Source organism: Pseudarthrobacter sp. N5 (genome assembly GCF_050157035.1).
In the GTDB taxonomy this organism is placed as follows: domain Bacteria; phylum Actinomycetota; class Actinomycetes; order Actinomycetales; family Micrococcaceae; genus Arthrobacter.
The window spans coordinates 1,153,944-1,176,731 of the sequence record NZ_CP189593.1 but is presented as its reverse complement, the minus strand read 5'-3'; the positions used below and the strand labels follow the sequence as shown (position 1 = coordinate 1,176,731).

The window sequence follows — 22,788 nt, the reverse complement described above, 5'->3', positions numbered from 1 at the left end:
GACTGAGCGGACGTCTACAACTGGGCGGTCGCTTTACTGATTCCGGCTCGGGCCTTGAAGAGCTGCTCCAGCTCTTCAAGGCTCTTGCCCCTTGTCTCCGGAACAACCCGCTTCACCCAGACGATCGCGAACCCCTGCAGGACCACAAAGATCAGGAAGGTCGCGGACACTCCTATCCAGGAGACCAGCTGCGGGAAGAAGAAGCCGATCAGGAAGTTGATCATCCAGAGAACAAAGACGCAGATGCCCATCGCCACACCACGGACGTGCAGCGGGAAAATCTCGGACATGGTCAGCCACGTCACGGTGCCGATGCAGGCCTGCATCGGCGCCAGGAACGTCACCATAAACAGCAGCACCAGATAGGCCCGGAGCAGCCCTTCCGGTACGGCCAGCGAAATAATCGCGATGGCCAGGAGCGAGGACGCCGTCCCGCACAGTCCGAAGACCAGCATCGTTTTCCGGGCCACTCTGGTCATCAGGTACATACCGGCGATCACGGCGACCACGGAGGTGACGCCGTTGAGGACATTGGCCAGCAACGCACCCTGCTCGCCGAATCCGGACGAGGACAGAATGGTGGTGCCGTAGTACATGATGGCGTTGACTCCGCTGATCTGGTTGATCACCGCCATGCCGAGCCCCACTACGAAAATCCGTCGAATCCAGGGGACGTTCAGGTCCTTCACTGTTCCCAGCCTGGATTGGTAGTCTTCCCGTGCTGCCTGCCGGACTTCGTCAAATTCGCTGGAGACATCACCGGCGGCACGGGTGCGGCGGAGCACCTCCAGGACTTCACCGAAGCGCCCTGCCGACGCCAGCCAGCGTGGGCTCTCCGGCAGCACCAGCATGCCAAACCACAGAATGACGGCAGGCAAGGTGGCAATGACCAGCATCCAGCGCCACACGTGCATCGATTCCGGGAAAACATTGCCCAGGACGGCATTGAAGGTGAAAGCCAGGAACTGGCCGGTGACGATCATCAGCTCGTTCTGCGTAACGATCCGCCCGCGCTGGGCTGCCGGAGACATCTCGGCCAGGTACACGGGGACAATCACGGAAGCCCCGCCCACCGCCAGGCCCAGAAAAGTCCGGGCTGCGATGAGCAGTTCCGTGCTGGGTGCGATGGAGCAGGCGATAGTCGCCACGGCAAAAATGAGGGCCAGGCCCATGATGGTCCGGCGGCGACCGTAGCGGTCCGAGAGCCGGCCTGCACTGATGGCACCGAACGCGGCACCGAACAGGAGCGTGGAGGTGACCAGTCCCTCAGTGAGCGGCGACAGCCCTAAGTCCCTTTGCATAAACGGCAGGGCGCCGTTGATGACGCCGGTGTCATAACCGAACAGCAAACCGCCGAAGGTGGAGAACAGCGCCACCCGGCGCATGAATTTCTTCGGGTTGGACGCCACGGCTCCAGGCACCGCTCGCGGTCCGGTGCTGGGCGCGGCGGTTGGTACGTCAGGGGTTTGTATTCCGGGAGATTTGGTCATGGTTCCTTCGGGTCGCTTCATGCTTCCGCCGCTACTTGACCGCGGCGACGTGATCGCCGATCGTGGCGAGCTGGTACCGGGAGACTTCGGCCGCATTGTCGTCTTCTGCGAACACGCTCGAGACCATAACGGTGTCGTCGCGGTCCAGGAAGCCGATCTCCTTCAGTCCGCCGAAAAATTCGTTCCAGTTGACGTCGCCGTCGCCGGTCTTCAGGTGCTGGTGCACCCGGACCGGGTTGCCGGGCGGGTTGGTGATGTAGCGCAGCCCGTGCGAGGCGTGCTGGTCCATGGTGTCCGCCACATGCACCAGCCGGAGCTTATCCCCGGCGGCGCGCATGATGTCCAGCGGCGCGTTCTTCATGTGGAAGCTGTGCGAGGCCACGTAGACCGGGCCCGCGTTCTTGGAGTTCAGCCCGCGGATTACCCGGGTGGCGGCCAGGCCCTCTTCCACGAAGTCGTCCGGGTGGGGGTCGATCAGCAGATCGATCCCTTCGCGTTCGATGATGGGCAGCAGCTCTTCCATCGAGCGGTAGAAGGCACGCTCGGATTCTTCGGCTTTTTCCGGACGGCCGCTGAACTCGGTGTTCATGGTTCCGACACCGAGGTCCACCGTGATCCGGATGGCCCGCTTCCAGTAGCGGACAGCCGCTTCGCTAGCGTCCTCGTCCGGGCCGGACCACCGCAGCACCGGCAGCACTGAGGCGATTTCGATTCCTGCATCACGGCTGGCCTTCTTGAGCTGGCCCACCAGTTCGTCGTCCGCTTGGGATGGTTGTAAAACGGGATGAAGTCCGCGTGCGGAGTCAACTGCATGTACTTGTAGCCCAGATCGGCAACAACCTGGGGGAACTCCAGCAGGCTGTGGCTGTGGCTGTGGTGGAACGGTGTGGGGTCGAGAGCAATTTTCACAGAGGTCACTCCATTGTGGTCAGTTGTGGAACACCGGAGGGGACGGAATCGCTTCCGCCCCCTCCGCTTTTTTCCTATGTTGTGCAGCTTTTCTTCAGCTGTGCGGCATTTCCCTATTTGTACAGGGCAGGCTTGGCGTTCAGCTTCACGGCAACCTTTTCGCCGTTCTTCTGCGCCTCGACGCCGGCTTCGCAGCAGGCTGCGGTGGCATAACCGTCCCAGGCGGTGGGGCCGCCGATCTCGCCGCGAAGGGCGGCGTCCACCCATGACTGAATTTCGACGTCGTACGCCGCACCGAAACGCTCTTCGAAGCCGGGGGTGATGTTGCCGCCCCAGCGGCCGGCGCTGCGGGTGTAAGGCCCCTGGTCGCCGCCGATGTTCACGATGCCGTCCTCGAAGGAGGCCTGGGTGGCCACCTCGTAGCCGAATTTCGCGTTCACGTAGATCTCGACGTCGGCCAGGACGCCGGACTCGGTTTCGATCAGGACGTGCTGGGGATCGCGCTGGCCGGCCGGTGCGTTCCTGGTGGCTTTGCCGAGCCGGACCTGGACGCTGGTGATTTCCTCGCCGGTGAAGAAGCGGATGGCGTCGAACTCGTGCACCACGGAGTCGTTGATGAGCATCTCGTTGGTGAAGCCCGCGGGGGTGCTCGGATTGCGGTGCTGGTGGTGCAGCATCAGCAGCTCGCCCAGCCCGCCCTCACGGATCACGGAACCCAGCGCCATGTATTCGGCATCAAAGCGGCGCATGAAGCCCACCTGGATGCGTTTGCGGCCCAGCCTTTCCTCGGCCTGCACAATCTTCCACGATGACTGGGCGTCCGGAGTCATCGGCTTCTCGCACAGGATGGGAATGTTCCTGGCAATCGCCTTGAGCAGGATGTCCTCGTGAAGGAAACCCGGAGTGGCAATAAGGACGGCGTTGACGTCGCCGTTGTCAAGCGCCTCCTCGGCATCCGCGAGCGCAACAGCGCCAGGGATACCTTCGATGGCAGCCTGCGCGCGCGCAACGTCGACGTCGACGACGGCGGCCACTTCAGCACCGTGGATGCGCCTGCTGAGGCGTTGGATATGGTCAGCACCCATCCGGCCGGCGCCGATGACAGCTACGCGAAGGGTTTCAGTCATGGTTCTTTCCTTTGGTCTTGGCTTACTGAGGCGTGCTTGCTGAAAAGGGCTAGTTGACGGACGTGCGGGAGCCGCAGGAGAGCAGGTAGTTGCGGGTCCGCTGGGCGATCGGCATCGGAACGTCGAATGCCACCGGGTACATGTCCTGCTCAACGATGCCGAAGATAGGCCTGTTCAGCCCTTCCACAGCCTCGATGACGGCGCGGAGGTCCGGCAGCCCGTTGGGCGGCTCGGTCATCACTCCGGCCAGGTTGGCCGCGGCCCAGGTCATGTTTTCCTCGCTGACCTTGGCCAGGATCTCCGGGTTGATCTGCTTCAGGTGCAGATAACCGATCCGTTCCGGGTACTTTCGGATCAGATCCAGGCTGGATGCCCCGCAGTATTCGGCATGGCCGGTATCCAGGCACAGGTTCAGGTACCGCGGATCGGTTTCCGCCAGGAGGTGCTCAATGTCAGCCTGCGCGCCTACATGCGAGTCTGCGTGGGAGTGGAACTGCTGCTTCAGGCCGAAGTCCTCGAGGAGCACCTGCCCCATCTTGTTGTGCCCGGCAAAGAGATCGCTCCACTGCTGCTGGTCCAGCTGGCCGCTTTCCACAGCTTCACCCGTGACGTCGTCGCGCCACATGGCCGGGATGACCACGATGTGTTCACCGCCCATGGCAGCGGTCAGCTCGGCAACCTTTCGGGCGGGTTCCCAGGCTTCTTCGTATTGACCTGCTCCACGGTGGAAGGCGGTGAAAACGGTTCCGGCTGTGACCTTGAGGTCGCGCTGTTTGAGCTCCTCGGCCAGGCGTGCCGGGTCATTGGGCAGATAGCCGTACGGGCCGAGTTCGATCCACTTGTAGCCGGATTCGGCCACTTCGTCGAGGAACCGCTCCCACGGGGTCTGCTTGGGGTCGTCGGCGAACCAGACACCCCACGAGTCCGGCGCGGTTCCGATGATCAGCTTGTTTTCAATCATTTGGGTTTCCTTTGCGTCGATTGCTCCGTACGTGCCCTTGTGGACGCTCAAAACGGCATTTACGGAGCAATCGATGAACTAGTTGGACGGGAAGTTGTAGGAGGCGCCCGAGGCGTGGGTCGGTTCCGGCCAGCGGGAGGTGACTACCTTGCCGCGGGTGTAGAAGGAGACGCCCTCGGGACCGTAGATGTGCTTGTCGCCGAACATCGAGGCTTTCCAGCCGCCGAAGGAATGGTAGGCCACCGGCACCGGGAGCGGCACGTTGATGCCGATCATGCCCACGGTCACGGAGCGCTGGAACTTGCGGGCATTGGCGCCGGAGGAGGTGAAGATGGCTGTGCCGTTGCCGTAGGGGTTGGCGTTGATCAGCGCAATGCCTTCGTCCAGGTCCTGCACCCGGACAACAACCAGCACCGGCCCGAAGATTTCCTCGGTGTAGGCGGTCATCTCGGCCTTGACGTGGTCAATAACCGTGGGGCCAACCCAGAAGCCGTCCTCGTGGCCCGGGACCACCAGCTCGCGGCCGTCCACCACCATCGCGGCGCCGGCCTGCTCAGCCTCGGTGACGATCCTGACGATACGTTCCTTGGATGCCGGTGTGATGACCGGGCCCATTTCGGCGTCAGGCTCCGTGCCGTTGTTCACCTTCACGGCCAGAGCACGCTCTTCCACCTTCTTGACCAGCAGCTCGGCGGCATCGCCTACCGCGACGGCCACGGAGATGGCCATGCAGCGTTCGCCTGCGGAACCGAAGGCAGCGGCAGCGAGGTGATCGGCAGCATTGTCCAGATCGGCGTCGGGCATGATGATCGCGTGGTTCTTGGCCCCGCCAAGCGCTTGGACGCGCTTGCCGTGTTTGGTGGCGGTCTCGTGCACGTACTGGGCGATCGGGGTTGAACCGACGAAGGAAATGCCATCAACGTCGGGGTGGGTCAGCAGTCCGTCCACCGTTTCCTTGCCGCCGTGCAGGACCTGGAAGACGCCGTCTGGCAGCCCTGCGTCCTTCCAGAGCTTGGCCAGCAGCATCGAGGCGGACGGGTCCCGCTCGGAAGGCTTGAGGATAAAGGCGTTGCCGGCGGCGATGGCCATGGGAGCCATCCACAGCGGCACCATCACGGGAAAATTGAAGGGCGTGATGCCGGCAACCACACCGAGTGGCTCGCGGAAGGAGAAGACGTCAATCCCGGTGGATACCTGGTCCGAATAGTCACCCTTGAGCAGCTGCGGGATGCCGCAGGCAAACTCGATGACCTCAATGCCGCGGCCGATCTCACCCTTGGCATCGGAGAGGACCTTGCCGTGCTCCGCGGTGATCAGCGCCGCCAACTCATCAACATGGGCTGCGACGAGTTCACGGAACTTGAACAGTACGGCGGTGCGCTTGGCAAGGGAGATGTCGCCCCAGGAATCGGCGGCGGCGCGGGCGGCTGCCACGGTGGCGTCCAGATCCGCACGGTTGGCCAGCCGCAGCTCCGCGGAGACGGCGCCGGTGGCCGGGTTGTAGACGGGCTGGGTGTTGTTGCCCGCACCGGCAGTCTCGGCACCGTTGATGAAATGGTTGATGGTGGTCACGGTTGTCATGATCAAAGTCCTTGGTCTGTCAGTAAGGGGGTTCAGCCCAGCAGCTTGCGCTGGCGCTTCTTGTGGGCGGTGTACGTCGTGAAGGCCTGCTGGGTGGATTCGAGTTCGGAGATCTGGGAGACCGGAACATCCCACCAGGACTCGGATCCTGGCGCGTCCAGCAGCGGATCGGATTCAACGTGGATGACGATCGGTCCACCTCGTTCAGGAGCAGCCTTGGCATCGCGGATGGCCTGTTCGAGCTCGGCGATGACCGTCTCCCCCGGTTCGATCCGGATGACCTTCACGCCGAGGCTTTCGGCGTTGAGGGCAAGATCGACCGGCAGCGTCGCGCCTTCGTCGAAGCTGTGCTTATCTTCGTCGAGCACGCGGTACTGGGTGCCGAAGCGCTGGGAACCGAGCGATTCGGAGAGGGAACCGATCGACGCGTAGCCATGGTTCTGGATCAGCACCACGATCAGCTTGATCCGTTCGGCGACGGCGGTGACCAGTTCGGTGTGCATCATCAGGTAGGAGCCGTCCCCCACCATCACCACGACGTCGCGGTCAACGCCGCCAGCGGCAGCCTCGGCCAGCGCGGCCCGCTTGACGCCGAGTCCGCCCGGGATTTCATAACCCATGCAGGAATAGGCATATTCGACGTGGTAGCCGAAGGAGTCGCGGACGCGCCACATCTTGTGGAGGTCACCTGGGAGTGAACCCGCCGCGCAGACCACAACATCCTGCGAATCCATGGCGCGGCTCGTGGCACCGATAATCTCGTTCTGCGCCGGCAACGGCGTGAAGCGCGTATCGAAGGCTTCGTCCACGGTGGCGTTCCAGCGCGTCTTCTCGGCCGCGATGGTCTTTTCCAGATCTGCCCCGATGCGGTAGCCGCCCAGAGCCTGGTTCAACTTGATCAGGGCCTTGCGGGCGTCGGCGACAATGGGCAGCGATGTGCCGTGCTTGTAGGCATCCAGCGGGGCCACGTTGATGTTGATGAACTTCACATCCGGATACTGGAACGCCGTCCGTGAAGACGTGGTGAAGTCCTCGTAGCGGGTGCCGATCCCGATGATAAGGTCCGCTTCGGCGGCAATGGCGTTGGCCGCCGTCGTGCCTGTGGAGCCGATGGCACCCAGCGCGAACCGGTGGTCCCAGGGCAGGACCCCCACACCGGCCTGCGTGTTGCCCACCGGAATTCCGGTCAGCTCCACAAACCTGGCCAGTTCATCGTTGGCGTAGGCGTAGAGCACACCGCCGCCGGCGATGATCAACGGACGCTTGGCTGCGCGGATGGCCTCGGCGGCGCGGCGGATGTCGTCGTCGTCAGCGTCCGGGCGGCGGATGCGCCATTCGCGTTCGGCCAGGAATTCCTCCGGGACGTCGAAGGCTTCCGCCTGGACGTCCTGGGGCAGCGAGATGGTGACCGCGCCGGTTTCGGCCGGATCCGTCAGGACGCGGAGTCCGTGGTGGAACGCCGAGAACAGCTGCTCCGGCCGGGACACCCGGTCGAAGAAACGGGACAGCGGACGGAAGGCGTCGTTGACCGTGACATCGTATGCGTCGGGGCGTTCCAGCTGCTGCAGCACGGGGTCGGCGGCGCGGGTGGCGAAAGTGTCGCTGGGCAGCAGGAGTACCGGGAGCCGGTTGGTGGTGGCCAATGCGGCACCGGTCAGCAGGTTGGTGGAACCGGGGCCGATCGAGGTGCTGATGGCAAACGTCTGGCGGCGGCGCGTATGCCGGGCGTAGCCTACGGCCTGGTGTACCTGTGCCTGCTCGTTGCGGCCCTGGTAGTACGGCATGATGGCAGGATCCAGCGTCTGGTACTGCTTCAGGGCCTGCCCTACGCCCGCCACATTGCCATGACCGAAGATGCCGAACGTGCCCGGGATCAGCCGTTCACGGTAATCCTGATCGCCGATCCGGTCAACCGTGTACTGCTTGGACAGGTACTCCACCACGGCCTGGGCGACCGTCATTCTCCGTGTTGCTGTTCCTGTTCGTGTTCCCATGGGGTTTACTCCGATGCTTCTGCGTGGACTCGGGTCGACTGCGAATGCTGCAGCAGCGAGGCAGCCGTTGCCACGGCCCCGGCCACGTCGCCGTCGTGCGGGTAAAGCAAAGTGCGCCCCACGGTCAGGCCCTGGACGTTCGGCAAAGCGAGCGCTGCCTGCCAGCTGGAAAAAACCTCATCCTGCGTGCCTTCCGGGTCTCCGCCAAGCAGAACGGTGGGCATGGTGGTGGCTGCCATGACGCGCTCCATGTCCGCCACTACCGGAAGTTTCATCCAGGTGTAGGCGCTGGTGGAGCCCAGCCCTGCCGCGATGGCTACTGACTTGATGACGGCATCGGTGGAGAGGTCATTGCGGACCTTGCCGTTTTCGCGGACCGACAGGAACGGCTCCACCATGGCGATGAGCTTACGCTCGGCCAGTGAATCTATGGCCTTGGCCGTGGCCTCCAGCAGCGAGACGGTGTCCGGATCGCCCAGGCAGATGCGGGTCAGCATCTTGCCGCCGTCAGCGCCCAATTCAGACAGGGCCGCCGCAGTGTGCCCGGTAAAGCGGTCATCGAACTCATTGATCAGGCCGGTGAGGCCGCCGCGGTTCATGGAGCCGAAAACCAGCTTGCCGTCGAGGGCGCCCAGCAGGAGCAGATCGTCCATAATGTCGGGGGAAGCCAGGATCCCGTCAACATCCGGGTTTGCCAGGGCAATCTGGAGCCGGTCCAGCAGCTGGCGGCGGTCAGCCATGGCCACAGGATCCGAGCCGACGGCGAGGGCGCCGCGGGCCGGGTGGTCGGCAGCAACGATGAAGTTCTGCTTTCCGTACTTCAACCCCGGGTGCCGCCGGCGGGCTTTGGCTGCCCGCGCCACGGCAGCCGGATCTTCCAGGCGGATTGCGCTCAGGTGCTCGTAGCGGCGGGGATCGTCATTGGAAATCGTGGCTGCGGAACTCATTGGGCTGCTCCTTCAGGAACAAAGGCGTTGGATGAGGATGCTCCGGGGACCAGGCGGCCGCGTTCCGCGAGCAGCGAGGTGACTTCCTCCGGCGTCGGCATGGCGTCCGCGCAGGACAGCCGCGAGGCCACGATGGCACCGGCTGCATTCGCGTAGTCCAGGACCTGTGCCAGCGGCCAGCCGGACAGCAGTCCGTGGCAGAACGCGCCGCCGAAGGAGTCACCGGCACCGAGGCCGTTGACCGTCTCAACCGGCACCGGCGCGGAAACCACGCGCTCAGTGCGGGTTTTGGCCATGACCCCTTCGGGTCCAAGCTTGACGACGGCGATTTCCACGCCGGCGGCGAGCAGACGGTCGGCCTGTTCGTCCGGAGTGCCCTCCCCCACTGCCACAGCGCACTCCTTGTCATTGCCGATGGCGACAGTCACATGAGGCAGGATCTTGGCAACCTCTGCGCGCGCCTCTTCCTCGGTGTCCCAGAACATCGGGCGGTAGTCGAGGTCCAGGATGGTGTACTGACCAGCTTTGAGCTCAGCGCGCGGCCGGGCTTTGTGGGCGGCCAAGTGCGCTTCGCGGCTTGGTTCCTGGCACAGGCCGGTCACTGTTGACCAGAAGATTCCGGCGTCCCGGATGGCATCAAGATCCAGCTCTGCCGCGTTGATCTGGAGGTCCGGGGCAGTGGGGAAGCGGTAGAAATAGAGCGGGAAGTCATCCGGAGGTTTGATGGCGCAGAAGGTGACCGGGGTGGGCCATTCCTTGACCGGGGTAACGAAGCGGTCATCCACATTGAACTTGCGCAGTTCCCGGTGCAGGTAGTTGCCGAACGGATCTGCCCCGGTGCGGGTAATGACGGCAGTGCGGCGGCCGTGCCGGGCTGCGGCGACGGCAACGTTGGACGGGGAACCGCCGAGGTACTTTCCGAAGGACGTTACGTCCTCCAGATCGGCGCCAATGTCGTTCGGGTAGATATCAACGCTGATGCGCCCGATGGTGAGCAGTTCGTGGGTCACGGTCATCGTGGACCTTTCTCTTTTGAACTCTGTACCTCTACGCAGCTAGAGCTCCGGTGCCTGGCTGGCCACCAGTGATCGGGGCCACATCCACTACTTTGCACTAGATTTCATGTCCTGTCAAAGGTTTGTACTGACATATTTACAACTTGGCATGAAGTGCTCCCATGCGACCCGGAGAGCGCGTCTCCTGGGTGAAACGGGGGTGTTATTTGCCGGGTACGGCCAGCTCGCCCGTCACGTACTGGGCGCGCCCGAACCCGAAGGACCAGTCGCCGGCAGTGTTTTCCACATAACCGATAAATACGTCCTCGCCGGCCACCCCCGCCTCGCCGAGCTTTGCTGCCACGGCCGCAAACAGCGACTGCTTGGCATCCTGGCTGCGGCCTCCCTGCGTAAAGATCTGGATCATCACCACGCCGTGCGTGCGCTCGAACCCCAGGCCGGCATCCTGGGCGAAGATCTGCCCGCCGGGGTGTTCTGTGAGGATATGGAAGTAGTCCCGCTCCGGAATGCCGTATTCGGCCAGTATTGCGTCGTGGATGCTTTGGCTAAGGTGGCGCAGGGCTTCGGGGCTTCGGCCTTCATTGACGTCGATTCGCACGAGAGGCACGGACGGCTCCTTCGATAGTTTGTCCTGACATACTAACAAACTTTTCCAGAGTGAAGCAAGGGTTCTTTTTGACCTCTTGAAATCCGGGTCACGGGGGACTATTCTTTAAACAACCAGATGGTTGATAAACAAACTAATTGACAAAGAGGACCGGGCGGCAATGGACCCCAGCGACGAACTCCTCGACTCGGCCTTTATGGCTCTGGCCGATCCCGTCCGCCGAAGCATCATTGCCCGGCTCAGCCGGGGCCCGGCCACCGTAAATGAACTGGCGGAACCCTTCGCGATCACCAAGCAAGCGGTCTCGAAGCACATCCAGGTACTCGAGCAGGCGCAACTGGTCACGCGGACCAGGGATGCACAGCGCCGGCCCGTCCACCTGAACCCCGCACGGTTAGAGGCTCTCACCGACTGGATCGGCCAGTACCGGCTGGTCAGGGAAGAGCAGTTCCGCAACCTCGATGCCGCGCTCCGATCCAACGCCGCCCTGCGCGGCGAACAGCCAAAGGACTGATCATGAGGAATGACTTAAAACTCAGCGTCCCCGACGGTGTCCCGTACATCGACTTTGAACGGGAATTCGACTTCCCGGTCGCGGACGTCTTCCGCGCGCACAAGGAACCCGACCTCATCACCCGGTGGCTGGGGCCGCGGGGCACCAACGTGGAAATCGATCACTACGATTTCCGCACCGGCGGCAGCTACCTCTACCGGCACACGGGCCCGGACGGGGTCGCCTACGATTTCAGCGGCATTTTCCACACGGTCCGCGAGAACGATTTCGCCATCCAGACCTTCGAGTTCAGCGGATACCCTGACATCGTCAGCACGGAGTTCCTCACCTTCGAGGACCTCGGCGGCGGACGCTGCAAGCTGATCGGACACTCCATGTACCCCAGCCAGGAAGCCCGTGACGGCATGGCCCAATCCGGCATGGAAGGCGGTATTTCCGAAGGCTACGACCGGCTGGACGAACTCCTCGCCAACTAACAGCAACGCGGGGTCACTACGGCCCACCCCACCGGGTGTTTTGGGCCGTAAGTGACCCCGCGTTGGTACTTAAGTCCGACGGCGGCCGGTCACCTTCGATTCAGAAGGTGACCGGCCGCCGTCGTACTTTGTAAGACTGGAGCCTAGAGGGCTGCGTAGACCTCGCGCAGCAGCTTGGCGGTCTCGGACGGCGTCTTGCCGACCTTCACGCCTGCAGCCTCAAGGGCTTCCTTCTTGGCCTGTGCGGTTCCGGCGGAGCCTGAGACGATGGCGCCGGCGTGGCCCATGGTCTTGCCCTCCGGAGCGGTGAAGCCGGCCACGTAGCCAACAACCGGCTTGGTGACGTGGGTCTTGATGTAGTCCGCGGCACGCTCTTCGGCGTCGCCGCCGATTTCGCCGATCATCACAATCGCCTTGGTCTCCGGGTCAGCCTCGAACGCAGCCAGGGCGTCGATGTGCGTGGTGCCGATGACGGGGTCTCCGCCGATGCCGATGGCGGTGGAGAAGCCGAGGTCGCGCAGTTCGTACATCATCTGGTAGGTCAGGGTACCGGACTTGGAAACCAGGCCGATGGGACCCTTGCCCGTGATGTTGTTCGGCGTGATGCCAACCAGGGCCTCACCCGGGGTGATGATGCCGGGGCAGTTCGGCCCGATGATCCGGGTGACCTGCTTGCCGTCGGCGTCAACCGTGGACTGTGCCAGGGCCCAGAACTCAGCCGAGTCCTGAACCGGCACGCCTTCGGTGATAACAACCACCAGTCCGATGCCGGCCTCGATAGCTTCGACCACGGCGTCCTTGGTGAATGCCGGCGGCACGAAGACGATGGAGACGTCAGCGCCGGTCTCGGCGATGGCTTCCTTGACGGTGCCAAACACCGTGACCTCGTTGTCGCCGTGCAGGACCGTGGTGCCGGCTTTGCGGGCGTTGACGCCACCCACAATGTTGGTGCCGGCTTTGAGCATCAGGGCGGTGTGCTTGGTGCCTTCGCCGCCGGTGATGCCCTGGACGATGACCTTGGAGTCCTTGTTAAGGTAAATGCTCATTGTCGAGTCCCTTTACTTCGCTGCGTTGGCGAGCTCGGCGGCCTTGTCGGCGCCCTCGTCCATGGTTGCGGCCAGGGTAACCAGCGGGTGGTTCGCCTCGGCCAGGATGCGGCGGCCTTCTTCGACGTTGTTGCCGTCGAGGCGGACTACCAGCGGCTTGTTCGCGGAGTGGCCCAGTTCGGCCAGTGCACCGACGATGCCCTTGGCCACGGCGTCACAGGCGGTGATGCCGCCGAAGACGTTCACGAACACGGACTTGACCTGCGGATCGCCCAGGATGACGTCAAGGCCGGCAGCCATGACCTCGGCGGAAGCTCCACCGCCGATGTCCAGGAAGTTGGCGGGCTTGACGTTGCCGTGGTTTTCACCGGCATAGGCAACAACATCCAGCGTGGACATCACCAGGCCTGCACCGTTGCCGATGATGCCCACCTCGCCGTCCAGCTTGACATAGTTGAGATCCTGCTCTTTGGCCTTGGCCTCGAGCGGGTCAGCGGCGTCCTTGTCTTCAAGGTGCGCATGTTTGGGGTGACGGAAGTCGGCGTTCTCGTCCAGGGACACCTTGCCGTCGAGGGCAACGATGTCACCCGCGCCGGTGAGGACCAGCGGGTTGACCTCAACGAGAGTGGCGTCTTCTTTCTTGAAAACGTCCCAGAGCTTGAGGATGACGTCGGCGACTTTGCCGCGCAGTTCCTCAGCAAAGCCGGCTGCAGCAACGATTTCGTCTGCCTTGGCCTGGTCGATGCCCACGGCTGGATCGATGGCGACCTTGGCCAGTGCCTCGGGGCGTTCGACGGCGAGCTGCTCGATTTCCATGCCGCCTTCTACCGAGCACATGGCCAGGTAATTGCGGTTGGCCCGGTCCAGCAGGACCGAGAAGTAGTATTCCTCGGCGATATCGGCACCCTGGGCAATCATCACCTTGTTGACGGTGTGGCCCTTGATGTCCATGCCCAGGATGTTGGTGGAGTGCTCAAGCGCCTCATCGGCGGTCTTGGCAACCTTCACGCCGCCGGCCTTACCTCGGCCACCGGCCTTTACCTGTGCCTTGACAACGGTTACGCCGCCGATTTTCTCGGCAGCTGCCTTTGCTTCTTCTGGGGTATACGCCACGATGCCAGCAAGCACGGGTACACCGTGCGCCTCGAACATATCGCGCGCCTGGTATTCAAACAGGTCCACGGTTTAGTGTCCTTCTACGTCGAAGTAGTTTCTGTACAGCCGGACGCCACGTAATCGCGGTTACCGGGCTGCGGAACGCAAGCACCCTGCGGTTGTTTTGGAAACGAGCCACACGGCGCAATGCTCCACTCGGAACTCTAGTCCCCTGCAGGGCTCCGCCCGTTCCACACTACCTGTTATGTGAGTAACGACACTATTCTATGAAGCGTAGAAAAACCGCGGGATCACGGGGTTTTTGAGGCCTCGGAAGGTGGAGCTGTGGCCTTTATTCCGCCTCCGGAAATCAGCTCGTAACGGTCCTTGCTGATAAAGAAAGCGACACCCGCTGAGAGGTTTCCGCAAGACACCCCGCCGTTGTATGCCGAGCAGCGCAGACCGTTGCGTTCCACGTTCTGCCCATCCGAAAGTACCGGCATTTTGGAGATGGCTCCGTCCTTACTCCCCTTGGGCCCGAATTCGGATTCCATCTGCGTGAGGCCGGAACGGCATCCGCCGTAGCTGGCCTTGTCCGGAGTGAGCAATGCCGTGCCGCCGAGGTACCCCAGACCGGTGCCTGCGCAGTCGTCCTTGACATCTGCTGGCTCAGCCTTGGGATAGGCAGCAAGTTCGCAGTGCGCCACGGGCACGGTGTCCAGCTTGTTGTTGGCGGAATCCGCAAAGCCGTTGTGCTCGTAAGGAAGGTTGAGGTCTTCCCCGCGGGCTGAGGTCAGAGCACAGACCATGTTGCGGTCCTCGGTGACGAAGTTGAGGACACCCTCGCCGCCGGAAAAAGTAGCGGCGTCCTCCAAGGGGGCCTGCTTCAGCTGTTCCAAGGCTGGCAATGGCGGTGGCGGCACGTATCCGGGGTCCACAGTAGTGATGGTGCACGCCGTGGCCGTCAGCATGATCCCGGCCGAGAGAGCCAGGGCGGCCAGAATCCCCCGTATAGTCCGTCGCATGGCTTCCATTATGCGCCATGCCGTCCCGTCTCAGCCGGTGGCCGGACGCCCCACGCTTTCGACAACGGCGGCACCCGCCTCTGCGGGATCCACCGAATTGAACTGCTCACGCATCTGGCGGGCCCGGTTTCTCCAGCCAGGATCCGCCAGGACGCCGGCAACTGCCTTGGCAATGTCACGGGGCTTGGGCGACTCCGTTCCCAGGCTGATGCCGACACCGGCGTACTCCACCCAGGCGTTGAAGTCGCTTTTGCCCTCGTTGATGCCGGACACCACCAAGGGGACGCCCTTGGACAAACTCAACTGCACGCCGCCAAAACCGCCGTTACTGATGAACACATCGGTGAATTCGAAGACCTTGGCAAAGTCCACATAGTCCCGCACCACGATGTTGGGCTGCGGGTGGCGGGCCTTAAGTGCCTCGGTGCCGCGGCCGCCGGTTGCAACGATCACCAGCGCGTCCATGTCCTTCACAGTTTCCAGGGCAGGAATGATGAGCTTGTTCGGGTCGATGTTATCCACGGTTCCCTGAGTCACCAGCAAGGTGGTGGGATAGGACGGCCACTCGTTGTCAGGGGCGGCTGCCGGATCGGCTGCCACGGGAGCACGATAGGGCAGGAGCGCTCCGACGTAATGGACTTTGGGATTGACATTCCGGCGGGGGGAAGTCCAGCGACTCCGGGCCGGTCTGGATGACAGCTTCCGAGCAGCCGTAAGCCTCGTCCGTCAGACGTCCATTTCGGGGCACCCCCTGGCCGTACGCCGCGTGCTGCCGCCAGTAGCTCTGGATGGCAGGCCTGAGAATGACCTTGTCCGAGAGGAACCCCGATGCGGCCTGAAGCGCCTTTTCCGCTGGATTCCGGGGTAGTTTGAAGCCGAAAAAGAGCGGCGGCACCAACGGATCACTTTCCATGTTCGGGATCGCCACAAAATTCACCAAGGGTTTGCCCATCAACCGGGAAACGAGTCGGTGGATGAACATGGAGGTGTCCACAACCGCGACGTCGAAGGGGAAGTCCTGGTGCAACTCCCGGACGTCCTCGAAGAAATTGCTGATGTTACTGGCAAAGATCTTTTCACCGTCGAACCCGATTGCCTGGGGCCCTTGAGCCTGGCGCGTTCCGGGTGGAGCTCCTGCAGGTTGTCCGCCCGGTGCTCGATGGCCCGGCGGAACGGGAAGAGCGGAATGCCGAGGTCCCGGAGTTTGTCCTTAAAAACTGGGCCTGTGTCCCAGGCGACGTCGTGGCCGTGTTCCTTGAGCCGCATAGCGACGCCGGTCATGGGGTTGAAATGGCCGTCAATGGCCTGGCTGGCGAAAAGGATCTTCACGTTCCTACTCCGACTTCTGCCGAACTGACATCGCAGCCCACGCCCGTGCGTTGAGTCCCCGGGTAAGGTTCCTGAACTCTAGGGCGTGTTGCTAAACCCTTTGAAGGTTGATTTCCGTCAGGCTTGATTCATGGCAGCAAGGCAGGAAATTTCTGACAAGGCATGGGCTTTGATGGCACCGCATTTCCCGGTTTGGAAGGGGAACGGGCGTCCGATCATGGACATGCGGCGGACGGTCGAGGGCATCGTCTGGCGGTTCCGCACCGGGGCCCCCTGGCGTGATGTGCCCGAGAGGTTCGGGAACTGGAACTCGGTCTACGGGCGCTTCGCGGACTGGTCCAGAGACGGTACCTGGGCCAGTGTCCTCGCGGCCGTGCAGGCAGCCGGCCAGCGCGCCGGTGATGTTGACTGGACCGTGTCGGTGGACGCGACGATCACCCGGGTGCATCAGCATGGCGCCACCCTTACCCGGGTCACAGGGGGCCCCGCAGAATTACAAGAAACTCGGCGCTGAGGAGCCGGGCGACCACGCGATCGGCAAGTCCAGAGGCGGAATGACGTGCAAAATCCACCTTGCCACGGACGGCAAGGGACGGCCGCTGGGCCTGGTCCTCACCGCCGGCCAGGCCGCCGACACCTCATTCTTCCAAACAGTGCTGGAGACCATCTCGGTCGCCGGAAGCTCCCGGGGACGGCCACGCTTCCGGCCCGACCGGGTGCTGGCAGACAAGGCGTACACCTCCAGCGCCAACCGCGGCTACCTGGCCAGCAGGGGAATCAAAGTCACGATACCCGAGCGGTCAGATCAGATCGCAGGACGGGCTCGGCGCGGTTCCAAAGGCGGACGCCCCCGATCCTTCGACAGGGAAGCCTACAAAGGCCGAAATGTCGTTGAACGCTGCTTCAACCGACTCAAACAATGGCGTGGCATCGCGACCAGAAGCGACAAAACAGCACGCAGCTACCTCGCTGGCGTCACCTTGGCCTCGGCCCTGATCTGGATCAAATCAGGGGTTTAGCAACACACCCTAGTCCAGCAGGAATCCGCGGGCAAGGGATCCGCCGCCGAGGGGCGGAAGACCCCTGCCGGCAGAGTAAGGCTCCGTCTAGGTGTATTGACCACGGACGTTAGGAACGCTCGGCGTGGTTAGGTGACAAAAAGAAGACCTCCGGGTGGAGTGGGGCTTGTCGAGAGTCCGATCCACAAGGAGGTCTTCAATGTCCCATGCTAATGCGCTCCTCACGCCTAAGGGCAGGCTCCGGCTGGCCCAGTGCGTCGTGGAGGACGGGTGGCCGCTGCGGCGGGCGGCTGAGCGGTTCCAGGTCTCGGTGACGACCGCGGCGCGGTGGGCTGGCCGCTACCGGGAGCGCGGCGAGCACGGGATGGAGGACCGGTCGAGCCGGCCCGTCAGCTCCCCGGGCCGGACGTCCGTGCGGCGGGAGCGGCGGATCGTCGCGCTCAGAGTGAACCGCCGGTGGGGCCCTGCCCGGATCGGTTACCTGCTGGGTATCCACCCCTCCACGGTGCACCGGGTCCTCTCCAGGTTCGGACTGGCAAGGCTGTCGTGGCTGGACCGGGCCACGGGGAGGGTAATCCGCCGCTACGAGCACCAGAACCCCGGAGACCTTGTCCACGTGGACATCAAGAAACTCGGACGTATCCCGGACGGCGGCGGACACCGCACGGTGGGCAGGGCATCCGGCAACCGGAACAAGACCGGCACGGCGGCGAACCGGAGACCGGGCTACGCCTTCCTGCACAACGCGGTCGATGATCATTCCCGGCTGGCCTACACCGAGATCCTCGCCGATGAGAAAAAGGACACCGCGGCCGGGTTCTGGGAACGCGCCAACGCCTACTTCGAATCCTGCGGAATCGTGGTCAAACGGGTCCTGACGGACAACGGCTCCTGCTACCGCTCCTACGCATTCAAAGACGCCCTGGGCCCGGCTATCAAGCACAAGCGCACCCGGCCCTACAGGCCCCAGACCAACGGCAAAGTCGAGCGCTACAACCGCACCATGCTCGATGAGTGGGCTTACGCAAAACCCTATGGATCAGAGGCCGAGCGTGTTGATTCTTTCGCCGACTGGCTCCATCACTACAATCATCACCGAGGCCACACCTCACTCAAAGGTCAGCCACCGGTCACCCGCGTCACTAACCTCTCAGGTCAATACATCTAGGCCTCCAGTTTGGTCAACGGCGCGTACCGCAGCAGCAGTCGCTTCTCCCCGACGTCGAACGTCACCTTCGCCACAGTCTTGTCCCCCGCACCTTCAACAGCCAGCACCGTGCCGTTGCCGAAACTGGTGTGGTTGACTTTGTCCCCCACGCCGACCGCAACAACTTCCTTCTGCGGCTGCACGCGGTTCTTCGCGACGGCGGCCGGCACGTCCGCGTTGAACCCGGCAGACGGACTGGCTGCAGCACCCAGCGAGGCGCCTGCTCCCCAGAACGATCCGCCGTACCGGCTGGAGCCGATGGGCGCACCACTCCCCCAGCCGCCGCTCTGCCTGCTGGATCCTTCGCGCTTCCACTCCACCAGTTCGGCCGGGATTTCCTCGATGAACTGGCTGGCCGGGTTGTACTGGCTCTGGCCCCACATGCTGCGGACCTCGGAGCGGGTGAGGTAGAGCCGCTTGCGGGCACGGGTCAGGCCCACGTAGGCCAGCCGCCGCTCCTCGGCGAGTTCCTTGGGATCCGTGGCCGAACGCTGGTGCGGGAAAAGCCCGTGCTCCATACCGGTCAGGAACACCACCGGGAACTCCAGGCCCTTGGCCGTGTGCAGGGTCATCAGCGTGACCACACCCAGGCGCTTGGCTTCCGCAACGGCGGCATCGATGTCCGCGCCCGGGGCGTCAGGGATCTGATCCGCGTCCGCCACGAGGGACACCTGCTCCAGGAAGGCGCCCAATGAACCTTCGGGGTTCTCCTGTTCGTATTCACGCACGACGGCGACGAGTTCCGCCAGGTTTTCCACCCGGGACTCGTCCTGGGGATCGGTGCTGGAACGCAGCCCGGCCAGGTAGCCGGTCTGTTCCAGCACGGCTTCCAGCGCCGCGGCAGCGCCGGATCCCGAAGCGACCTCCGCCAGGTCATCAAGCAGTTTCACAAAGCCCAGGACTGCGTTGACCGAGCGGGTGGCCATGCCCGGCGCCTCCTCGGCGCGGCGTGCGGCGGCCATAAAGGACGTCCGCTCGCGCTGGGCCAGGGACGCCACGGCACCCTCGGCGCGGTCACCGATGCCGCGCTTGGGTTCGTTCAGCACACGGCGGAGGTTGACGTCGTCGTCCGGGTTAACGAGTACCCGAAGGTACGCGAGCGCGTCCTTGATTTCCTTGCGCTCATAGAACCGGGTGCCGCCCACCACCTTGTAGGGGAGGCCGACGCGCACCAGCACGTCCTCGATGGAACGCGACTGCGCGTTGGTGCGGTAGAAAATGGCGACGTCGCCTGGCCGAAGGTTGTCCTCATCCTGTAGCCGGTCAATTTCCTTGGCGATGAACCGGGCTTCATCATGCTCGTTTTCGCCCACGTAGCCGATGATTTTGTGGCCGTCGCCCTCGGCCGTCCACAGCCGTTTCTCGGGCCGGTTGGGGTTGCGGGAGATGACCGAGTTCGCGGCGCTCAGGATGTTCTGCGTTGAGCGGTAGTTCTGCTCGAGCTTGATGGTGCGGGCGTCCGGGTAGTCGTTCTCGAACTCCACGATGTTGCGGATATCAGCGCCGCGGAAGGCATAGATGGACTGGTCGGAATCGCCGACAACCGTGAGCTCCGCCGAGCCCGGCCCCTCCCCCACGATTTCCCGCACCAAGGCGTATTGCGCATGGTTGGTGTCCTGGTATTCGTCCACGAGAACGTGCCGGAACCGCCGCCGGTAGGAATCCGCCAGGGCGGGGAATGCCCGGAACATGTAGACGGTCTGCGCAATCAGGTCGTCGAAGTCCATCGCGTTGGCCTGGCGCAGACGCTGGGCATAACCCTTGAATACCTCGGCCACGGCTGCCTCGAAAGGGTCGTTGTGGTTGGCGCTGGACCCGTAGGTTTCGTCGTCGATCAGCTCATTTTTCAGCGCCGAGATCTTGTGCTGGATGGCCTTGGGCGCGAACCGTTTGGGATCCAGCTCCAGGTTCTTGGATACCAGTGTAATGAGCCGCAGGGAGTCCGCGGAGTCATAGATGGAGAAGTTCGATTTCAGGCCGACGTTGGTGGCCTCGCGGCGCAGGATCCGCACGCACGAGGAGTGGAAGGTGGAGATCCACATGGTCTTGGCTCTGGCGCCCACCAGCGCCTCAATACGCTCCCGCATCTCCGCGGCGGCCTTGTTGGTGAAGGTGATGGCCAGGATCTCGCCGTAGTGGGCGCGGCCGGTGGCAATCAGGTAGGCGATCCTGTTGCTGAGCACCCTGGTTTTGCCCGAGCCGGCGCCAGCCACGATCAGCAGCGCGCTTCCGGAGTGCTTGACTGCTTCCTCCTGCTGCGGGTTGAGCCCCTGCAGGAGTTCCGTGGCATCAGGCAGCTGCGGACGGTGTTCCCCCGCGGAACCCGCGGAACCCGGCCCGCCGGCCCCGAATCCGGCCCGGGACGCATCCGATCCGGCGCGCGACCTGGTGGGTGCGGCCGCTTTGGGGGCAGCCTTGAACGGTCCGTCAGCGTACGGGTCAAACAACATATCCATGGTGCCTACAAGTCTAGGCGGTGGGACCGACACTCACTTCCGGCTTGTCGATCACGGCAGGCGTGCCTCAGGCCACAGAGCCCGATTCGAGCGCCGTGCGCAACTCGCCCACCGCCGTCGAACCTCCTGCGATGAACCAATCCAGCCCATTGACGCGGACGACGTCGGCGGCGCCGCCGGCGGCAAGCGCAATCGCTTTGCCGGGCAACCAGTCCCACTCCGGGCAACTGTGCTGGAACCAGCAGCCGAGCTCGCCGTCGGCCACGCGGCCGAGATCGCAGGATCCGGAGCCGAGCATCCGCAGGGCAGCCGCCGAAGTAGCCGCAGCATGCCACGGCATCGCACACCGGGGATCCGCCAGCCAGCCCGGATGGATATAGGTTGCCGCACCGAGTTCGGCCAGGGGCGTGCCCGTCCGCGCGGCACCATCGGCGTGGAACGTGGTCAGGAGTTCCCCGTTAAGGGTTGCCGGCTGTCCGGTGCCGCCAAGCCACAATTTGTCCTCCTCCGGCTGGAAGATGGCACCCAGCAACACGCCGGAGGCATCCTTCAGAGCAAGGGCGGAGCACCAGTAAGTGGATCCGTTCAGGAAGTTGTACGTGCCGTCCACGGGATCGATGACCCAGGTCCGGCCGCTGCTCCCCTGCACCGAGGCGCCCTCCTCACCCAGGATGCCGTCGGAAGGCCGGCAGCGCTGCAACTGTTCCAGCACATAGGCTTCGGCGGCGTGATCGGCCGCCGTGACGACGTCGGATATTGATGTCTTCTGCTGACCCTGCAGCCCCGCCATCCGCATCAGCAGCGCAAGCTGGGCCGCTTCGCGGACCAGTGAGGACGCCAGCTGGTAGTCGTCAAGTGCGGGATCGAGTTCAGCAGCGCTGTGGCGTCCGGTGGTCATGACTTCAGTTTATGGCGCGATAATGGAGCCATGGCCAAGACACCTGCGCAGCGGATCAAGAAGCACGGCACCAAGGCCGCTATCCCCCAGCACCACCTGCCGGCGGTGATCAACCCCACCACGGGCCGTACCCCGCAAAAGGCGCAGAACAACAGCAACCTGATTGTCATTGCCGGCGTAGTCGCCAGCCTGTTCCTGTTTTGGTATGTCCACCTGCTGACGCTCAACCAGCTCACCCAGCTCAGCGGCGGGCTGGCCATGCCGGATTCGCTGATCGGCGGTTTTGACCAGGGCTTTGTGGAGCGGCTGCGCAGCGCGATGGATGGGGATGCCCGCGGCCAGCTCAACTACATACACAAGACAGCCGGAACCCTGCTCCCGCTGATTTTCGGGTTCACCTGGCTCCTGCTGATCGGTACCAACGTGGCGCGCAAGCCGCTGCGCTGGGCGCTTTGGGCGGTTCCGTTGCTTTTTGCGGCGGTCCGTTTTTGGGGGAACGCGGCGATTGATTCGATGATGTCCGCGGCAACGATCGACGCCGGTGACGTGGCGCTGGCGTCCGGCCTCACCGTTGCGGGCTGGGTATTGCTGGTACTGGCGCTCGTTGCCGGCGGGGCTGCCGTCTTTCTGGGCCGGAAGTCCACCCGGCCTTAGTCATGCGCTCCCTGTTGCAGGGTCAGCCGCCGCACTTTCACCAGCTTCCGTTCGCGATGCACGCGCTGGGCAATAGTCAGGCCAAGCAGTGACAGCCCCAGGATAATCGGGTAGGCCATGGCCCGTTCCATGGCCCCCGGTTCCGCAACGCGCAGGCCAACGGCCAGCACATAGGCGGTGCTGCCCAGGGAAACCAGACCGAACACCAGCAGCATCCAGCTCATTCTGGTCCTCCTGAGCCAGAGCCAACCCAGCAGGATCAGCGCCAGTGGTGCTGCAAGGAAATACATTCCTGCGCCGGTCAGGTGCCAGCCGAGCAGTGTGTCCTCGGGGATGATGCCCACCACTGCCTGCCCCACCCCTGCCGTGACGATCAGCACACGGATCCCGGTGGCGGCAACCCACGAAGCCTGCCTCTGCCTGTCCGGATGGCCCGG

The 22,788-nt window shown here is 63.6% G+C and carries 21 protein-coding genes and 1 pseudogene; 6 read left to right on the top strand and 16 right to left on the bottom strand.

The window, feature by feature from the left end; genetic code table 11:
• Positions 1–14 precede the first annotated feature (14 nt).
• From ACQCST_RS05850 to ACQCST_RS05810, 9 genes and pseudogenes are all read right to left on the bottom strand, one after another.
• Positions 15–1,490, bottom strand: a complete 1,476-nt coding sequence (locus ACQCST_RS05850; RefSeq protein WP_426998369.1) for a sugar porter family MFS transporter — start codon at positions 1,488–1,490, stop codon at positions 15–17.
• Positions 1,491–1,521: 31 nt separating this feature from the next.
• Positions 1,522–2,399, bottom strand: a pseudogene (locus ACQCST_RS05845) (sugar phosphate isomerase/epimerase family protein).
• A gap of 113 nt (positions 2,400–2,512) precedes the next feature.
• Entirely contained in the window at positions 2,513–3,526 is a 1,014-nt protein-coding gene (locus ACQCST_RS05840; protein ID WP_426998368.1) for a Gfo/Idh/MocA family protein, read from the bottom strand.
• A gap of 49 nt (positions 3,527–3,575) precedes the next feature.
• Positions 3,576–4,487, bottom strand: a complete 912-nt coding sequence (locus tag ACQCST_RS05835) for a sugar phosphate isomerase/epimerase family protein (RefSeq protein WP_426998367.1) — start codon at positions 4,485–4,487, stop codon at positions 3,576–3,578.
• Positions 4,488–4,565: 78 nt separating this feature from the next.
• Positions 4,566–6,068 (bottom strand): CoA-acylating methylmalonate-semialdehyde dehydrogenase, encoded by a 1,503-nt coding sequence (locus ACQCST_RS05830; RefSeq protein ID WP_426998366.1) that lies wholly within the window; start codon positions 6,066–6,068, stop codon positions 4,566–4,568.
• Between the two features lie 32 nt (positions 6,069–6,100).
• Positions 6,101–8,029 carry a 3D-(3,5/4)-trihydroxycyclohexane-1,2-dione acylhydrolase (decyclizing) gene (gene iolD / locus ACQCST_RS05825; RefSeq protein WP_426998365.1) on the bottom strand — a complete coding sequence of 643 codons (1,929 nt, stop codon included), beginning with the start codon at positions 8,027–8,029 and terminating at the stop codon, positions 6,101–6,103.
• Between the two features lie 38 nt (positions 8,030–8,067).
• Entirely contained in the window at positions 8,068–9,009 is a 942-nt protein-coding gene (locus ACQCST_RS05820) for a Cgl0159 family (beta/alpha)8-fold protein (protein WP_426998364.1), read from the bottom strand.
• Complete coding sequence (gene iolC / locus ACQCST_RS05815) at positions 9,006–10,019, bottom strand: 5-dehydro-2-deoxygluconokinase (RefSeq protein ID WP_426999085.1); 1,014 nt, start codon at positions 10,017–10,019, stop codon at positions 9,006–9,008. The genes ACQCST_RS05820 and iolC overlap by 4 nt, the downstream gene beginning before the upstream one ends.
• Before the next feature lie 208 nt (positions 10,020–10,227).
• On the bottom strand, positions 10,228–10,632 hold the full coding sequence (locus tag ACQCST_RS05810) for a tautomerase family protein (RefSeq protein WP_426998363.1): 405 nt from the start codon (positions 10,630–10,632) through the stop codon (positions 10,228–10,230).
• Positions 10,633–10,792: 160 nt separating this feature from the next.
• On the opposite strand from ACQCST_RS05810, the gene ACQCST_RS05805 reads away from it, so the two are divergent.
• Together ACQCST_RS05805 and ACQCST_RS05800 are read left to right on the top strand one after the other, a co-directional pair.
• Positions 10,793–11,146 carry an ArsR/SmtB family transcription factor gene (locus tag ACQCST_RS05805; protein ID WP_426998362.1) on the top strand — a complete coding sequence of 118 codons (354 nt, stop codon included), beginning with the start codon at positions 10,793–10,795 and terminating at the stop codon, positions 11,144–11,146.
• Positions 11,147–11,148: 2 nt separating this feature from the next.
• Positions 11,149–11,622, top strand: coding sequence for an SRPBCC family protein (locus ACQCST_RS05800; protein WP_426998361.1), 474 nt, complete (start codon positions 11,149–11,151; stop codon positions 11,620–11,622).
• A gap of 143 nt (positions 11,623–11,765) precedes the next feature.
• On the opposite strand, the gene sucD is transcribed toward ACQCST_RS05800, so the two are convergent.
• The 4 genes from sucD to ACQCST_RS05780 form a co-directional block, all read right to left on the bottom strand.
• Positions 11,766–12,668, bottom strand: coding sequence for a succinate--CoA ligase subunit alpha (gene sucD, locus ACQCST_RS05795; RefSeq protein ID WP_426998360.1), 903 nt, complete (start codon positions 12,666–12,668; stop codon positions 11,766–11,768).
• A gap of 12 nt (positions 12,669–12,680) precedes the next feature.
• Positions 12,681–13,850, bottom strand: a complete 1,170-nt coding sequence (sucC, locus tag ACQCST_RS05790; protein ID WP_426998359.1) for an ADP-forming succinate--CoA ligase subunit beta — start codon at positions 13,848–13,850, stop codon at positions 12,681–12,683.
• Positions 13,851–14,074: 224 nt separating this feature from the next.
• A complete protein-coding gene (locus tag ACQCST_RS05785) occupies positions 14,075–14,788 on the bottom strand; it encodes a hypothetical protein (RefSeq protein ID WP_426998358.1) in 714 nt (237 codons plus the stop codon).
• A gap of 30 nt (positions 14,789–14,818) precedes the next feature.
• On the bottom strand, positions 14,819–15,388 hold the full coding sequence (locus ACQCST_RS05780; RefSeq protein ID WP_426998357.1) for a glycosyltransferase: 570 nt from the start codon (positions 15,386–15,388) through the stop codon (positions 14,819–14,821).
• Positions 15,389–15,880: 492 nt separating this feature from the next.
• Here ACQCST_RS05780 and ACQCST_RS05775 point away from each other — a divergent pair, with 492 nt between their 5' ends.
• The 3 genes from ACQCST_RS05775 to ACQCST_RS05765 all read left to right on the top strand — a co-directional run bounded on the left by ACQCST_RS05775 (position 15,881) and on the right by ACQCST_RS05765 (position 18,304).
• Entirely contained in the window at positions 15,881–16,171 is a 291-nt protein-coding gene (locus tag ACQCST_RS05775) for a hypothetical protein (RefSeq protein WP_426998356.1), read from the top strand.
• Positions 16,172–16,247: 76 nt separating this feature from the next.
• A protein-coding gene (locus tag ACQCST_RS05770) for an IS5 family transposase (RefSeq protein WP_426996528.1) occupies positions 16,248–17,136 on the top strand; the annotation gives its coding sequence in 2 pieces (ribosomal slippage) (positions 16,248–16,595 and positions 16,597–17,136; 888 coding nt in all).
• A 199-nt stretch (positions 17,137–17,335) separates the two neighbouring features.
• Positions 17,336–18,304 (top strand): IS481 family transposase, encoded by a 969-nt coding sequence (locus tag ACQCST_RS05765; protein WP_426997499.1) that lies wholly within the window; start codon positions 17,336–17,338, stop codon positions 18,302–18,304.
• On the opposite strand, the gene pcrA is transcribed toward ACQCST_RS05765, so the two are convergent.
• Positions 18,301–20,799 (bottom strand): DNA helicase PcrA, encoded by a 2,499-nt coding sequence (gene pcrA / locus ACQCST_RS05760; RefSeq protein ID WP_426998355.1) that lies wholly within the window; start codon positions 20,797–20,799, stop codon positions 18,301–18,303. The two genes, ACQCST_RS05765 and pcrA, sit on opposite strands and share 4 nt — an antisense overlap.
• Positions 20,800–20,866: 67 nt before the next feature.
• A complete protein-coding gene (locus tag ACQCST_RS05755; protein ID WP_426998354.1) occupies positions 20,867–21,697 on the bottom strand; it encodes an inositol monophosphatase family protein in 831 nt (276 codons plus the stop codon).
• 30 nt (positions 21,698–21,727) lie between these two features.
• On the opposite strand from ACQCST_RS05755, the gene ACQCST_RS05750 reads away from it, so the two are divergent.
• Positions 21,728–22,351: a hypothetical protein gene (locus tag ACQCST_RS05750; RefSeq protein ID WP_426998353.1), complete on the top strand. Its 624-nt coding sequence runs from the start codon at positions 21,728–21,730 to the stop codon at positions 22,349–22,351.
• Here the strand turns inward: ACQCST_RS05750 and ACQCST_RS05745 are convergent.
• Positions 22,348–22,731 carry a hypothetical protein gene (locus ACQCST_RS05745; RefSeq protein ID WP_426998352.1) on the bottom strand — a complete coding sequence of 128 codons (384 nt, stop codon included), beginning with the start codon at positions 22,729–22,731 and terminating at the stop codon, positions 22,348–22,350. The genes ACQCST_RS05750 and ACQCST_RS05745 overlap by 4 nt on opposite strands.
• Positions 22,732–22,788 lie beyond the last annotated feature (57 nt).